The organism is Paenibacillus sp. FSL K6-2524 (assembly GCF_038005525.1).
GTDB lineage: Bacteria > Bacillota > Bacilli > Paenibacillales > Paenibacillaceae > Fontibacillus > Fontibacillus anaericanus.
The window spans coordinates 4,450,602-4,464,566 of the sequence record NZ_JBBOSP010000001.1 but is presented as its reverse complement, the minus strand read 5'-3'; the positions used below and the strand labels follow the sequence as shown (position 1 = coordinate 4,464,566).

At 34.3% G+C, this 13,965-nt stretch carries 22 protein-coding genes; all 22 read left to right on the top strand.

Features of this window, described 5'->3' with window-relative positions:
• The first annotated feature begins 285 nt into the window (after window positions 1-285).
• Window positions 286-636, top strand: a complete 351-nt coding sequence (locus NST85_RS20765; RefSeq protein WP_341190269.1) for a hypothetical protein — start codon at window positions 286-288, stop codon at window positions 634-636.
• Between the two features lie 4 nt (window positions 637-640).
• On the top strand, window positions 641-994 hold the full coding sequence (locus NST85_RS20760; protein WP_127193446.1) for an acylphosphatase: 354 nt from the start codon (window positions 641-643) through the stop codon (window positions 992-994).
• A 219-nt stretch (window positions 995-1,213) separates the two neighbouring features.
• Entirely contained in the window at window positions 1,214-1,996 is a 783-nt protein-coding gene (locus tag NST85_RS20755; protein ID WP_341190268.1) for a DeoR/GlpR family DNA-binding transcription regulator, read from the top strand.
• A 2-nt stretch (window positions 1,997-1,998) separates the two neighbouring features.
• The gene (gene nagA, locus NST85_RS20750; protein ID WP_341190267.1) at window positions 1,999-3,147 is read left to right on the top strand and encodes an N-acetylglucosamine-6-phosphate deacetylase; all 1,149 of its coding nucleotides are present in this window, start codon (window positions 1,999-2,001) and stop codon (window positions 3,145-3,147) included.
• Between the two features lie 431 nt (window positions 3,148-3,578).
• On the top strand, window positions 3,579-4,499 hold the full coding sequence (locus NST85_RS20745) for a TcaA NTF2-like domain-containing protein (RefSeq protein ID WP_341190266.1): 921 nt from the start codon (window positions 3,579-3,581) through the stop codon (window positions 4,497-4,499).
• Window positions 4,500-4,603: 104 nt separating this feature from the next.
• Complete coding sequence (locus NST85_RS20740; RefSeq protein WP_341190265.1) at window positions 4,604-5,032, top strand: nuclear transport factor 2 family protein; 429 nt, start codon at window positions 4,604-4,606, stop codon at window positions 5,030-5,032.
• A gap of 101 nt (window positions 5,033-5,133) precedes the next feature.
• Entirely contained in the window at window positions 5,134-5,565 is a 432-nt protein-coding gene (locus NST85_RS20735; protein ID WP_341190264.1) for a CPBP family intramembrane glutamic endopeptidase, read from the top strand.
• Window positions 5,566-5,604: 39 nt separating this feature from the next.
• Window positions 5,605-6,393, top strand: a complete 789-nt coding sequence (locus tag NST85_RS20730; RefSeq protein ID WP_341190263.1) for an alpha/beta fold hydrolase — start codon at window positions 5,605-5,607, stop codon at window positions 6,391-6,393.
• Between the two features lie 121 nt (window positions 6,394-6,514).
• Complete coding sequence (locus tag NST85_RS20725; protein ID WP_341190262.1) at window positions 6,515-7,054, top strand: hypothetical protein; 540 nt, start codon at window positions 6,515-6,517, stop codon at window positions 7,052-7,054.
• Between the two features lie 191 nt (window positions 7,055-7,245).
• Window positions 7,246-7,611, top strand: a complete 366-nt coding sequence (locus NST85_RS20720; protein ID WP_341190261.1) for a DUF3139 domain-containing protein — start codon at window positions 7,246-7,248, stop codon at window positions 7,609-7,611.
• Window positions 7,612-7,684: 73 nt separating this feature from the next.
• A complete protein-coding gene (locus tag NST85_RS20715; RefSeq protein WP_127193438.1) occupies window positions 7,685-8,152 on the top strand; it encodes a GNAT family N-acetyltransferase in 468 nt (155 codons plus the stop codon).
• A gap of 61 nt (window positions 8,153-8,213) precedes the next feature.
• Entirely contained in the window at window positions 8,214-8,996 is a 783-nt protein-coding gene (locus NST85_RS20710) for a DUF695 domain-containing protein (RefSeq protein WP_341190260.1), read from the top strand.
• A 52-nt stretch (window positions 8,997-9,048) separates the two neighbouring features.
• Window positions 9,049-9,447, top strand: coding sequence for a nuclear transport factor 2 family protein (locus tag NST85_RS20705; RefSeq protein WP_370877662.1), 399 nt, complete (start codon window positions 9,049-9,051; stop codon window positions 9,445-9,447).
• Between the two features lie 10 nt (window positions 9,448-9,457).
• The gene (locus NST85_RS20700; RefSeq protein ID WP_127193435.1) at window positions 9,458-10,165 is read left to right on the top strand and encodes an AAA family ATPase; all 708 of its coding nucleotides are present in this window, start codon (window positions 9,458-9,460) and stop codon (window positions 10,163-10,165) included.
• A gap of 64 nt (window positions 10,166-10,229) precedes the next feature.
• Window positions 10,230-10,373 carry a helix-turn-helix domain-containing protein gene (locus tag NST85_RS20695; protein ID WP_281278204.1) on the top strand — a complete coding sequence of 48 codons (144 nt, stop codon included), beginning with the start codon at window positions 10,230-10,232 and terminating at the stop codon, window positions 10,371-10,373.
• A gap of 124 nt (window positions 10,374-10,497) precedes the next feature.
• On the top strand, window positions 10,498-10,893 hold the full coding sequence (locus tag NST85_RS20690; protein ID WP_341190259.1) for a GNAT family N-acetyltransferase: 396 nt from the start codon (window positions 10,498-10,500) through the stop codon (window positions 10,891-10,893).
• Between the two features lie 16 nt (window positions 10,894-10,909).
• Window positions 10,910-11,452 (top strand): AAA family ATPase, encoded by a 543-nt coding sequence (locus tag NST85_RS20685; protein WP_341190258.1) that lies wholly within the window; start codon window positions 10,910-10,912, stop codon window positions 11,450-11,452.
• A gap of 37 nt (window positions 11,453-11,489) precedes the next feature.
• A complete protein-coding gene (locus NST85_RS20680; protein WP_341190257.1) occupies window positions 11,490-11,690 on the top strand; it encodes a hypothetical protein in 201 nt (66 codons plus the stop codon).
• A gap of 49 nt (window positions 11,691-11,739) precedes the next feature.
• Window positions 11,740-12,351 carry a hypothetical protein gene (locus NST85_RS20675; protein WP_341190256.1) on the top strand — a complete coding sequence of 204 codons (612 nt, stop codon included), beginning with the start codon at window positions 11,740-11,742 and terminating at the stop codon, window positions 12,349-12,351.
• A 39-nt stretch (window positions 12,352-12,390) separates the two neighbouring features.
• Complete coding sequence (locus tag NST85_RS20670) at window positions 12,391-12,777, top strand: hypothetical protein (RefSeq protein WP_341190255.1); 387 nt, start codon at window positions 12,391-12,393, stop codon at window positions 12,775-12,777.
• Between the two features lie 19 nt (window positions 12,778-12,796).
• Entirely contained in the window at window positions 12,797-13,369 is a 573-nt protein-coding gene (locus NST85_RS20665; protein WP_127193429.1) for a DJ-1/PfpI family protein, read from the top strand.
• A 21-nt stretch (window positions 13,370-13,390) separates the two neighbouring features.
• A complete protein-coding gene (locus NST85_RS20660; protein WP_127193428.1) occupies window positions 13,391-13,864 on the top strand; it encodes a GNAT family N-acetyltransferase in 474 nt (157 codons plus the stop codon).
• Window positions 13,865-13,965 lie beyond the last annotated feature (101 nt).

Below are 13,965 nucleotides of genomic sequence, written 5' to 3'. Positions count from 1 at the left end.
TTTTTGAGTAAAATAAAGAAATCAACTATTAGAAGATATGTCTATGTGGTCTTCGGATTGATAATCTTAATCCTGTTAACAATAAAATTTGTTGAATTATTTTATATCTGATAGTTCGGATGTAACAATATTTTTATTAGTTGGATTTGGGCTACTTCTCGCAACAGTTGTGAATATCGTTAGATTGATTCAATATAGAAGTTGGAAGATAACAGAGAAATATTCAAGAACAATGAAAAATAAATAGAAGCTTTGTGAGAAGGATGATAGGTAGGTGGTGATATAGTGTGTAAGAGTTGTTTTGATCTAAGAGAACTTTTTACAGCAGCAATAAGTGATGCACATCAAAAATATATTCCTACTATTTCCTTTATTAAAGAAATGATAAAGCAACAAAGACTTGAGTTATATGCTGGAGATTGTCCTTTAGAAGAAGTGGCAAGACATTTATCTGAAGAAATTCATTATACTGTTCGTCACTATTTAAGGTGCAAGAGTTGTAACCATTATTTCTTTATTGGTGCTTGTATTAGAGGTACGCCTATCTATAAAACAATAGAAAGCATTAATGATGTGAATGTCAAAAATATGTGGGGTAACTATGGATCCTTATACGAGACAAAAAGGAGTACATAAAAGAATGAGTGTTTTCAAGAAATTAAGAAATGAATATGTAATTTGGCATGCAAACCGCATTAAGTTCCCAAAATTCTCACCAAGCCCTATAGTTAGAAAAAAGGTCTCTTTTTCTGGTAGGGTGCAAAAAGTTGGATTCCGCTTAGAAATATACAGTATTGCTGAAAGAATGAAATTAACGGGATGGGTAAAAAATTTAGAAGATGGAAGCGTGGAAGTAGAGTTTCAAGGAGAAGAGTTGCAAATATCTTTTCTGGTCCATTGCATGCAGTCATTGAAACGGGCATCTGTAAAGAAATTGACCATAATTGATCTGCCTATTAGTGACGGTGAGGAAAACTTCATAATAGTGAGATAAGTGCTTATTTCAGCAATCGGGTACAATTCTCAGATAGTGATTACGACCAAATTGAAGGACAAATTTGTCTTTTGGCTTGGTCTATTTTGTTTTCGCTACATTCGAAGTGTATGAGTGTTTGAAAAAATAATAAACTTATAAATACTTATATCTTTTTCTTTATTACTTATATATACTTATATCAATAAACGAAATACTTAAAAAAGGAGTGCATCCGATGTGTTTCAAGAAGACAGATTATTGAAAATACTTGGTTACTTAAAACAACAAAAATCCATGAGTGTTGGAGAAATATGCTCGTTCTTTCAAGTGTCGCGAGATACGGCGCGCAGAGATATTGTAAGATTAGTTCAAGAAGGTGTTGTTGTTCGGACGCATGGAGGGGTAGCCTTGCCTGAACTGCAAAAAGAGCTATCTTCCTATCAAGAACGTCTCATTGATGAATCCACCAGCAAGAACTATATTGGCGAGCATGGCGCTAAGTTGATTCGGGATCATGAGACTGTATTCTTGGACGTATCTACGACCGTACAATTTGTTGCGGAACATATTCAAGCGAAACAGATAACAGCGGTTACGCATTCTATTGATAATGTAGGAATTCTCTCCAAGCGAGAAGATCTGAGCATCTACGTGCTCGGCGGCTATCTGCATACCCAAAATCGCTTATTATACGGACCTTCTGTCATCGATAAAATTAGTGAAATTCGTGCCGACAAAGCGTTCATCGGAGCGACGGCAATCCAACCTGATGGACTTTATTATCCATATGAAGAAGATGTCCGGGTGAAGAGAGAAATGGCGCGGCGGTCAGATCAGGTCATTCTTGTTGTGGATCATACAAAATTCTCGGTGAAATCGAGGTTCAAGTTAGACTTTGATTGCGTGGATATTATTGTAACCGATCAATCCATACCAGCCGAAATGAAAGAAATATTAGACCACAAAAATATTACACTTATAGAATGTCAGACAAATCACCAACAGGACGGAGTTGAGTAGTAATGAATAACAAAAAAATTCAACATGTAAATGTACTGCTTCCACATCAAATACTTCCTTCTGCAACGGTCTGGATCGTTAACGGAAAGGTGGAGAGAATTGAAACACAAGATCATGAGAAATTCGAAGGTGATTATGAACCTATTGATGGCAGAGGGATGTGGCTCATACCAGGGATGATTGATGTTCATATTCATGGGGCCAATGGTTATGACATGATGGATGGAACCGAGGCAAGTATTCAAGAAGTATCACGCGCTTGTGCTGCAACCGGATGCACCTCATTTCTAGCGACATCCGTGAGTTCGACGATGGAAGATCTTTTGAATATGATTCGGAACGTAAAATCTGTAATCGGACGAGAACAAGGGGCAAGGATCGCCGGCATTCACTTGGAGGGGCCTTATTTGAATCCGAAGCGCAAAGGGATGCAAAACGAGAAATATCTTCGTCATCCCGATCTTGAAGAAATGAAGTTAATTTTTCAGGAAGCGGGCTCGCTCATTAAAATGGTAACGATAGCTCCAGAATTGCCTGGGGGTATGGAGCTCATTTCCTTTCTAAAAGAACAGGATGTTGTGATTGCCATCGCTCACTCCGACGCCACATACGAGGAAGCAAAGATGGCTTTTGCAGCTGGTGCGAGTCATGTAACACATTGTTTTAACGGCATGAGACCGATTCACCATCGAGACCCTGGACTGATCGTAGCCGCATTCGAAGAACCACATGTAAGTCTGCAAGCTATTGTTGATCAAGTCCATCTTCATCCAGCAATTATCAGATTGATGCATCGTCTCAAAGGGCCGGAAGGCATGGTACTAATTACGGATGCGCTTCAGGCAATGGGGTTGGGTGATGGTAATTATATTTTTGGTGGTCACCATGTCACCGTATCCGAGGGAGTTGCAAGGCTAGCGGATGGCACCTTAGCATCGAGTACCGTAACGATGAATGAAGCGTTACGCCTGACAGTCGTTAACGGAATTTCGATGACGGATGCTGTGCACATGGCTTCAACATCGCCGGCGCGTATTCTAGGGTTATCTCACAAAGGAAAAATCGAGGTAGGATACGATGCGGATTTAATCCTGTTGGATGAGAGATATCAAGTGCAATGGACTATGATTGAGGGTGAACTTCTTTGTTAGAAAAGAAGTAATCACAAGAACCTTATTCTTACTGAGGGCTATCGCCGCTTGATTGTCATATGTATAATAATGGAATAGGTGTAGACAACAAATGACCCAGCCTAAGATAAGAACTATCTACGGCTGGGTCATTTCGTATATACCTGAACGTTACCAGAGATCCACGGAATAATTATTTCAAAATGCAATCTTAAGGAGGTGTTTTGTAATGTTTACAATATTTCCGTTTATACTATTTATCGTTTATGGTTTATTTATTTTACTTGGTCTATATGCTTTATATTTATTAATTAAGTTATTAATTCGTGGAATAGAAGCTCTAGATATATATTTAGATGAAAAAAGAACTAGACGATTATAAATACCTAAGCACTCGGATTCGTGAATACAGAAACGTTACCAGAAACCGCAGATAAATCGGAGGAACTTGGGTGAAGAAGATTTTTGTTTTAATTGTAGCTTTTTTCATACTAACCGCTTGTACTAATGAGAACTTTAGTTATAAAGAAAACAATACTAATGTTGTTAACAAAACCGATAAGCCAATAGAGACTGAAATAACTTTTGTTGAAAGAAAACTTGCTGATACTATGGGGGGAATAAGTAAATTAATCAAAGAATATGAAATCAATCTAATTAAAGCTATAAATGAAGGTGAATTTTCATATGTAGAACCTAATCTTTTACCGAATAGTAACCTGTTTGTATCGCAAAAGAAGCTCGTAAGTAACTTATTTACTAGAGAGATTACTGAGGAGTTCCAAAATTCAGATATTTATTGGACTTATTATATTAATACTAATAAATTTGATGTTGAAGTTACTGAGTTAATTAAAATTAATTATCCAGGCAAGGATGGAGTGGTTAAGGAATTTCATTGGATATATTCGGTAGAGAAAGTTGGAGAGTCCTCTTATGTATTAAGTGATATTAGGGAATGGGCTAATTTTGAGCAAGATATTGAACAGCGTATGGGTGCAGTCAAAGTGGATGGTTACTATGTAGATGAACTCCTTGAATCTTACCCAAAAACTCTAGAAGAATGCTTAAATACTTTAGATATAACTGAAATCAAGAGAATATCAGCGAATGAAACTGTATTAGATAAACAAAAAGCCTTAATGACAAGTCTATTAGTTAATAGATCTAATTTCTCTGTCAAAATGAGCATAGTAGATTATGGAGAAGTGGACTATATTGATATTGTGGAATTAATAATAACTTACACCAGTAAGGATTATAAGAAAGAAACATTTAGAGGCAAATACCAATTAGAGATTGATGAGATTAGAGATGCAGTAACATATGATGGTTATGCTGAGATTAAAGATATAAAGGAAATAAATATTTGAGGATTATATAAATCATATGTTGCATCATCTAGCACAAATTAGAAGCTAGCGTTTCGGTAGGTCGCAGAAAGGATTATTTCTATTAATTCTGGGGAGTGGTTACTTTGAATCGAAATCAAGCATCCATAATAATTAGTGAATATTTCGAATCATGGATTAAGAAAGACATTGAAATGTTTAGTAGGGCTGTACATGATGCAGCTATTATAAGGGAATGTTCTGGTGCGGTCATGGAAGGAAAGAATGAGTTATTAATCTGGTTTGCTCAATGGAATGACAGTGACAATAAGGTTGATTACTGGGAAATCAAAGAAATTGGGTTTGATGAAGTACGTAATGTAGCTTTTGTGGAATGGAGATTCAAGTGCTTATATGATGGGAAAGAATACGAATGGGATGGGTCTAGCATAGTTTATTTCAAAGAATCATTAATTATTGAATTAAATGAGTATGAAATGAAACAAGATAAATTCTTTCCATACAGAAGCGTAGAAACCTTAGATGAACCCATCCACAAATCAATTAATAAATAATCTAAAGCAGTTTATATTTCTGGGCTGTTGGCATTTTGATATTAGTACCTTTTTTTAAGTGGAATTATATAATTAATTCGCCAAGTAACATAATAAAAGTAATGCCAGTCTTCTTAATTCTTCTTATTGCCAATTGTATAGCGTCGCGATATTCGGGATATAATCCAGTCGGTAAATTCAACACAATTAATTTTATCATTGTATGGCCAGTTATTGAAGAAATTGTTTTTAGGGGGTCAATCCTTCCCTACCTAAACCAATATTTAGCTACCGGGCAGATATTTGAATTTATTTTTTTACCAGTGTCATATCCGGTGATTATCTCTGCATTATTATTCGCAATTTGTCATCTACAATATTATAAGTTATCGCGACAAAGTATAAGATTTATGGTTTTTGCTTTTGTTGGAGGAATCACTTTTGGAGGCCTTGCTGATATAACTCATTCGATTTTGTTAACATGTTTGCTGCATATTGAATTTAATTTTTTGGCTGTCTACTTCGCGAAAAAGTCCTTGAGAAACCGTTCTTAGCGTATCGAATCATGGATGAATTAAACTAGAGGAGAAATCATGATGTATACAAGAAAATTTGATGAGATTAACGGAAGAACTCTATCTTATTTGGACTTTGCAGTTTCTGGATTTCCATTGGTAGCTCTTCACGGTCATTTTGGAAGAAATACTATGTTTAGTGGCTTGTCGGAAGCGCTAGGTTCTGAATGGAGAGTAATAGCGATTGATCAACAAGGACATGGTTGGAGCGATCCATCCGGAGATTATAGTAGATCTTCCTATATTCAAGATACGGTTCAACTTATAACTAAGTTAGACATTGGTCCTGTTGTTTTATATGGGCATTCTCTTGGCGGAGTGAATGCTTATCAGATTGCTGCTCAATATCCTGAGTTAGTGAAAGCAATCATTATTGAGGACATAGGTGCTGTTGCAAATGATGATTTATCCTTTATATTAGAATGGCCTGAACGCTTTCCAACTGTACGTTCCTTTAGGGATTTTCTTAAAGCAAAAGGTTTTAAGGATGATACATATTTTCTTGAGAGTTTAACAGAATATTCGGATGGTTGGGCATTAAGATTCAAGTATCAAGATATGGTACTCTCACAACAATTACTTAATGGAGATCACTGGGATGATTGGTTATCCTCTAAATGTCCAGCTCTGCTATTACATGGTCATAAAACATGGGTAATGACTACAGAGCATGCTAGAGAAATGGCAACACGAAGACCGAACACCGAATTGATTGAGTTTCCTGAAAGTGGACATACGATACGTGACGATGATCCTATAGGTCTTTATCAAGCTGTGAAATTATTTCTAAACACCCTTACCTTCTAGAAATTTAATGACAAGAGACGAGGGAAATATGATTTAAAAAAAAGTAGCTATTTATACAGGTATAGTAATCATTTTGCTTTTAATTTGTATCAATGGATACAGGACAATACGGAATCAAGAATTGTTTGAAAGTAGAAATGGAGATAACGTAGAATTTTTATCCAATACATATTTTTATGAACTTGATGACTTATATGAGCGAGTAAAATCAGAAAATGAAAAATGGTATATTTTTGATGGTTCAAATAGAGTTGCAGCCAAAGCAGTAATAACTAAGATGATGAAGGATTTAGAAAGTAACCCTAGTATTTTAAAAAATCATGAAAACGATAATCTTTATTTTGAAACATTTGATAAAAATATTAGAAAATTAAATAGTATTACAGAGGAAATACATTATTTTAGAAACACATTGAACTCATATAGTGATGCACCTACAAGTTTAGATGAAATGATAACCTTGACCTCTGAACATAAATGGAAGTTATTCAGTGCAAAATTCCATAGATATAATTATGAGGGAGTTAACGCGGCATTAAATGTTAAATTTATCTCAGCAGATGGTAGGTTTGAGGCTGTATATAATACAGAGACAGAAGAAATTGTCACGGATCCCGTTAACATGGGAACATATAATTACGTTACGCCCTCGGTTCAATGAATCCCAAAAAATATTATAAGCATTATTTTTTTGATTTAGTACCATGGAAAAAGTGAGGTAATGTTGAGGGAGTTTCATATAAGGATATTATGAGCTTAGCATCCAAACATGGTTCAGTAGAACAGAAGAATAATACAAAGAAAATCGAAAAATGGATAGAGGAAAAAATCGAATTGAAGTAACTAAAAGGAATGATGATTATAATGAACAAGAAAGTAAGGATTATAGTAATCATAATGGCTCTCCTAGTAGCTTTATTAATAGTAACGCCCGTTATTTACGTACAAATGAACAAAAATATATATGCAAATAGAGTTACTGACTATCTATTAGAAGAACAGAATTATAGTAGAGCAGAAATAGAATCCGTTAAAGGAGTATGGGGTATTAAGCTGCCAGCATTTTATACGATCGTTACTTTTAAAGATGAGCCCTATGTGGAGTATGTATATTTTGCACATAATGAAGTATTGCAGTTTAGTTATATATTGAATGAAGAAGGCCTGGAAGAAGGTATTATAGAATCTGATTTGAAACATTACGATCCATTTGAGTAGATATATAAGAATAAAATTTCTTTGAGAATATATTTGAAAATTTAAGTGATTTGAAGGGGAGTAGAGCTAATTCATGAATATTAAGATAAACCCTCTCTCATCCAATGAGATTGATTCAGTTATACAACTTATTAAGGAATCGTTCGATACACAAGTATCTCCTTGGTATACTCCTGAAGGTGTTCAAGAATTTTATAAATACATAGATTTAAAGGCTTTTAAGGGAAGGCAATTTAAAGATCATGCGGTTTATGCTGCATATATGAATGATAGTTTAGTTGGAGTAATTGAAATAAGAAATAATAATCATATATCTATGTTGTTTATTAATAATGACTATAGAGGACACGGTGTCGGTACAACCCTGATTAAGTATATAGTCAATATCTTGCGGGTTCAGGATATCAGAATAATTACGGTAAACTCTTCACCCAATTCAGTGGATTTCTATAAAAATATGGGATTCAGCTATATTGAGGAAGAGAAGACTATAAATGGCGTTATATTTATACAAATGAAATTAGAGATTAATACACATTAAGTGAGTGAGAGATAAACAGACGTCATGAAGACGTCAATATATATATTAAGGCGGTGCAGAAATGTCAGACAATTGGAATACTTACTTTACATCCATCGACGATAAGCCAGCTTCAATCTTGTTGGATTTGGAGCCTTGGGTAAATAGATCAGATGAGATGTTGATCCATCTGTATCGGCTCAGTGTCACATTAAATGAACCAAATGAAAATGGACTTACTTCGAATATGGAAGCATCAATTTTGTATGATATAGAGGATTCAATCCATGATTCGTTAGATAGTAATTATATGTTTGTTGGAAGGATCACCACAGATGGTAAGAGAGAGTTCTTTTACTATACGGATCATGTAGATGGAAGCAAATTAGAGAATATTGCCGAAAAGTTTCTTGAAAATTATAAGTACAGCATTAACTGCATTGAAGAACAGAAGCCAAGAGCCTTTTATCATGAGTTTCTATATCCAAATAAATCCGAATGGCATCGAATGGGTAACAGAGAGTTGGTAGATAAACTTATCGAGCTTGGAGACAATTTAGAAAAATCGCGATCAGTGAATCATTGGATCTATTTCAGTTCAGAAGAGTCATGTAATTATTTCAAAGAGAAAGTTCAAAAAGACAGATTTCAAATCGAAGATCAGGTTATTCAAGATGATAAGTACTCATTAAGAATTTCTAGAAATGACTTTGTTCAACTTCATGCCATCAATGAAGTAACCGATTATTTAGTAAGTGTGGCACAACAATTTCATGGAGATTATGATGGCTGGGAAACTCAAGTAATAAAAGAACAGGAAGGTTTTTCGAATAGGTTGAAAAGACTTTTTAAGTCGAAAAAATAGCCTAGTAGTCTATATCTTTTCGTATTAGATTCTTATGATGCCTGAGAGGAGAATGGTTGTGTTCGAAGAAGAAATCAATAATATTATTCAAGAATATATTAGTGCCTATAATTCATTTGATGTTGAGGGTATCGTAAATTTATTAAATAAAGATATTGAGTTTAGAAATATATCAAACGGCGATATTAATACAGAGACAAAGGGCATTCAAGAGTTTAGAGATTTGGCAGTGAAATCAGCAGAGATATTCTCAAGTCGTTGTCAAACGATTATTGATTGCGAGTTCTACGATGATAGAGTTGAAGTTGAAATTGATTATGAAGGAATATTGGCAATGGACCTTCCTAATGATCTAAAAGCTGGAGATAAGATTCGGTTAAAAGGAAAATCAATATTTAAAATCAAAGAGGGAAAAATATCAGTAATTGAAGACTATAGTTACGACGAATAGGAGCACAGATATGTACCTTAGAAGTGTAGAATTACTAATTGAAAAAAATGAAAATCTTGATCAGTATCCTTTTAATATTCCAACGATAAATTCATTGAACAAATTGGAATTCAGGAACAACGTTACTTTTTTTGTTGGCGAAAATGGATCGGGTAAATCTACAATACTTGAAGGTATTGCTCATCAATGTGGGTTTAATACTGCCGGGGGCGGAAGGAATAATTTTTATGAGATTAATGCTGCTGGCTCTTCATTAGGAGAATATTTGCGACTATCTTGGTTACCCAAAATCTCTAATGGTTTCTTTATGAGATCCGAATCATTTTACCAATTCGCGTCTCATATTGATAGCATTGGTGCCCATGAGCATTATGGTGGACGTTCATTGCATGAACAATCTCACGGGGAGTCATTTCTAAATCTGTTTGTGAACAGATTTAATCGAAAAGGGCTGTATTTACTCGATGAGCCTGAAGCTGCATTATCTCCAGCTAGGCAACTATCTTTATTGCGCATTATTCGTGATCTTGCTGATACATCTCAATTTATTATCGCTACTCATTCTCCCATTATCTTAGGTTATCCGGGAGGACAGATATTGAGTTTTGATAATGGAGGAATAGCAGAAATTGCTTATGAAGATACAGATCATTATCAAATAACTAAAAGCTTTCTGGAAAACCGAAATGGAATGTTGAAAGAACTATTTAAGGACTAATTGGAGCATTTCTTAGAAATGAGGAACGCTCTTTATTTTTGTCTAAAACAATGAGAGAGTTGGAATAACGATGGCGAATCTTTCTATTTTGAAGAATGGCAAGGCAAAGGCGATTCGATTATCCACTTTAGAGGCGATTTGTAAGGCTTTAGAATGTCAGCCTGGAGATGTTTTAGAATACCAAAGTGACGAAGACACGCAAGAATAATGAATTATGGAGTAGCTGGTTTTTGTATTATAATGGAATAAGCTCAACAACAAATGACCCAGCCTACGATAAGAGCTATCTAAGGCTGGGTCATTTTCATGAATAAACTGAAGGAGCAATATAAATGATAATTTATTCAGAAGAAAAAGAACAACTTGCAAGAGATGTTGCTGAAGTCTTTAAGAACTCGGAAATCAAAAGACCATTTGATGACTATGAGAGAATACAAAAAATGATAGATAACTCAGATGTTATGATTACCGCTTGGTTTGATGGAAAGATGATTGGCGTAGCAAGAGCAATAACTGATTTTTCATATTGCTGTTATTTATCTGATCTTGCAGTAGATAAAAGATACCAAAAGCATGGAATCGGAAAGGAATTAGTAAAACGTATACAATCTATAGTTGGTGATGAATGTTCAATGGTACTGCTTTCTGCTCCAGGAGCAGTTGAGTATTATCCACGATTAGGGTTTGAAAATTCGGATAAAGCATTTGTGATTAAAAGAAAGAAGTAATGAAGGAGGAATATGGATGAGGGAAAGTTTTAATATAAATGATTTAATCTGTCGAACAGACGTTACAGCCCCATTGATAGTAATGATGTGTGGTGTGGCAGGGTCAGGCAAAACAACATTTGCTCAGCGTTTAGAAAAGGTGGGCTTTGTACGTCTCTCCATTGATGAAGAGATATGGGCTACTAATGGTCGATATGGGATTGATTATCCAATTGAAATGTATGAGCAGCTTAAAGTAAACGCAGAATTAAAGTTACGTAATCAATTAGTGATTTTAGTGGAAGAAAAGCGCAACGTAGTCATTGATTTTAGTTTTTGGCAACAGAAGAGAAGGAATGAATATAAGAAGCTTATTGAAGATGCTGGTGGAGAGTGGAAACTTATTTATTTGAAAGTCCATCCGAGTGATTTACGTGAACGACTTCGAGTACGGAGCCAGCGATTTGATGCAAATGCTGCATTTACAATTACAGATGAAATATTAAATTCATTCCTACATGGTTTTGAAGTACCTTCAGGAGAAGGGGAAATTGTGATAGAAGATAAGGAACAAACATAAGGGAACAATAGTGTAAGGCGAATGGAGTGAATTACCGTTGGATATGGATGAAATATTAAAATCAAAAATCGGGGAAATATTTAGGCTATCTACTGGTGAAAGAGTGAGGGTAGTTAATGGATTTTCTTGTTATGAAGCAGATTATCTCGAAATTATGAATATTGGAGATGCTTCTGAAAAAGTCTATAGAATAAACATAACAGACATGAGGATACTTAAAAGTCCTGACTTTAAATGAGTGTAAGTTTTAGCGTTAAATGAAGAAAACAAAATAGGGAGGTATTACAATGTCCATTAGTGAATGTATGATATGTGAAAAAAATTGCAATGATGTGCAGCAAGAAGCTTATCTGCCAACGGTAAGTATTTCAAATGAGCAGGTTAAAGTAATCATGGTATCTGAAGCATTGCCTAAGAATTTGGACGACTATTTTTATACTAATGAAGAAGCCTCTTTTTTCAGGACGACTCAGCAAGCTCTAGCGGATTCTGGGTATAACATAAATTCTCTCGACGACCTTAAAGATATGGGAATATATCTAACAACAGCAATTAAATGCAGTAAGAAAGATTATTTAGTTTCTGCTACTACAATCAAGAATTGTAGTCTGGTGTTAGAAAGAGAGATTGAGCCATTTATTAATGCTAAATCTATAATGTGTATGGGGGATTTCGCGATTAAATCAATGAATTACATATATAAGAGAAAGCATGGTGTCAAAGTTATACCAAGTGGATCCACATATAAAATCAGAAACCAAGAGTATATATATAACAAAATTAGATTTTATCCGTCATACACACAGACTGGAGATAGTTTTAATATTGAGAAGAGTAAGAGATTCATGATAGCTGAAGATATTAAGAACGCTTTTGAATATGCAGGAATAATTAAATAATCGAAATTAGGTGAATAAATGAATATCATTTCAAAAAAGATGATAACTACAATCGCTTTAGGAATAGTAACAATCGTATTCCTGTGTTTTGGTTTAATTACTTTTTATATGAAGTCTTATTTACCCGAATTGCCTTTTGAAGGTATGACGAAAAAACAGGTATATGAAAAAATCACCAATAACAATTCAATAATATATCTGACTAACAGTAAAGGATACAATTGGTATATTTATCAAGGCAATCAAAAGGATGGACGAAATGAAATAATAAAACGATTTAACACATTAGGAATAGTATTTAAAGAACAACTGGGGGCAGGTATTATATTCACTAGCAATAATAACAAAGACGAGATAATTGTCGAATCAGAGATGTGGACAGGTAAATATATTATTTTTCAAGTACCAGATGCAGTGAAATTCTAGAGATTTTGGGGGTGGTTGAATGGGGAAGATAATTTGTTTTATATCAGAGGATTTTGCTGATTTTGAGATTACCTTAGCATTTCATAAAATTAAGAATATTGGGAAAAAGGAAATATTCTCAATGGGATATAATTATGAATCTGTAATTAGCGAATCTGGTCTGTATTATAAACCCAATTTGACTGTTAATGAAGCAATGGAACTTGAAGATATTGAGGGACTTATTATCCCTGGCGGACCGATTCGAAACCAGCAGAAAGAATTAACTGAACTTATTATTAAACTTGATCAAGAAGAGAAGATGCTAGCTGCAATATGTCATGGACCACAATATCTGGCAAGATCAGGTATATTAAATAGGAGGAATTTCACCACATCTTGCTCTATAGAAAGAATAAAAGAATTAGATGTTGAAGATCCGTTTCCACGTGAGAATTTCATAGATCAGCGAGTAGTTAGAGACGAACATGTGATTACTGCCAAGGGACGTGCTTTTGTTGATTTTTCCTTTGAAATTTTCGATTATCTAGACATTTATCAAGGCGAGCATCGAGATAAAGAGCAATTATTTAAAGATATAATGGACAGATAATTAAGAACAAAGAGGTGAACTATGAGCGAAGTTAAAATCACACCATTCGATTCAAAAGGATTATTACAATTGAAGGATTTAGATTGTTTTCCGTTGCCCATTGAAAGAGATTCAATATATATTATGTTTTATAGATTTTTCAGAAACACCTGTAGACTTGCTTACATTAATGAAGAATTAGTTGGATTTGTATTAGGAGTGGTTGACCAGACTGAGCAAAGTCACGTATACATTCACTATTTATTTGTTAAAGAGGAACATAGAGGGCAACATATTGGTATAGGACTTATGAATGAATTAATTCATTATTTAAGAAATAATAATTATTCTAAAGTTACCTTAATGACAGGAAAAGATAATGAAATTAACAAACGTTTCTATTCGAGACTTGGATTTAAATTGGAAAATGAAATAAATGAAGAGCTGGAAAAAGACCTTGTTATTAATTACATATTGAAAGACAAAAAAATGCTATTCTTTAGACTGGATTTATAGAAGATCAGAAAAACATTTTTTGAGAAGGATATCGAGTATCACAAAAACAAATTTAAAAGCAACAAAGCAGGTTTTATCCTGTTTTGTTGCTTTTTATATTG

Coding starts and splice junctions, on each gene's coding strand:
- nagA (WP_341190267.1), top strand. CDS start 1,999: ATGAATAACAAAAAAATTCAACATGTAAATGTACTGCTTCCACATCAA.
- NST85_RS20710 (WP_341190260.1), top strand. CDS start 8,214: ATGTCAGACAATTGGAATACTTACTTTACATCCATCGACGATAAGCCA.
- NST85_RS20720 (WP_341190261.1), top strand. CDS start 7,246: ATGATGATTATAATGAACAAGAAAGTAAGGATTATAGTAATCATAATG.
- NST85_RS20660 (WP_127193428.1), top strand. CDS start 13,391: ATGAGCGAAGTTAAAATCACACCATTCGATTCAAAAGGATTATTACAA.
- NST85_RS20665 (WP_127193429.1), top strand. CDS start 12,797: ATGGGGAAGATAATTTGTTTTATATCAGAGGATTTTGCTGATTTTGAG.
- NST85_RS20675 (WP_341190256.1), top strand. CDS start 11,740: ATGTCCATTAGTGAATGTATGATATGTGAAAAAAATTGCAATGATGTG.
- NST85_RS20715 (WP_127193438.1), top strand. CDS start 7,685: ATGAATATTAAGATAAACCCTCTCTCATCCAATGAGATTGATTCAGTT.
- NST85_RS20690 (WP_341190259.1), top strand. CDS start 10,498: ATGATAATTTATTCAGAAGAAAAAGAACAACTTGCAAGAGATGTTGCT.
- NST85_RS20700 (WP_127193435.1), top strand. CDS start 9,458: ATGTACCTTAGAAGTGTAGAATTACTAATTGAAAAAAATGAAAATCTT.
- NST85_RS20705 (WP_370877662.1), top strand. CDS start 9,049: ATGGTTGTGTTCGAAGAAGAAATCAATAATATTATTCAAGAATATATT.
- NST85_RS20670 (WP_341190255.1), top strand. CDS start 12,391: ATGATAACTACAATCGCTTTAGGAATAGTAACAATCGTATTCCTGTGT.
- NST85_RS20735 (WP_341190264.1), top strand. CDS start 5,134: ATGCCAGTCTTCTTAATTCTTCTTATTGCCAATTGTATAGCGTCGCGA.
- NST85_RS20760 (WP_127193446.1), top strand. CDS start 641: ATGAGTGTTTTCAAGAAATTAAGAAATGAATATGTAATTTGGCATGCA.
- NST85_RS20730 (WP_341190263.1), top strand. CDS start 5,605: ATGATGTATACAAGAAAATTTGATGAGATTAACGGAAGAACTCTATCT.
- NST85_RS20685 (WP_341190258.1), top strand. CDS start 10,910: ATGAGGGAAAGTTTTAATATAAATGATTTAATCTGTCGAACAGACGTT.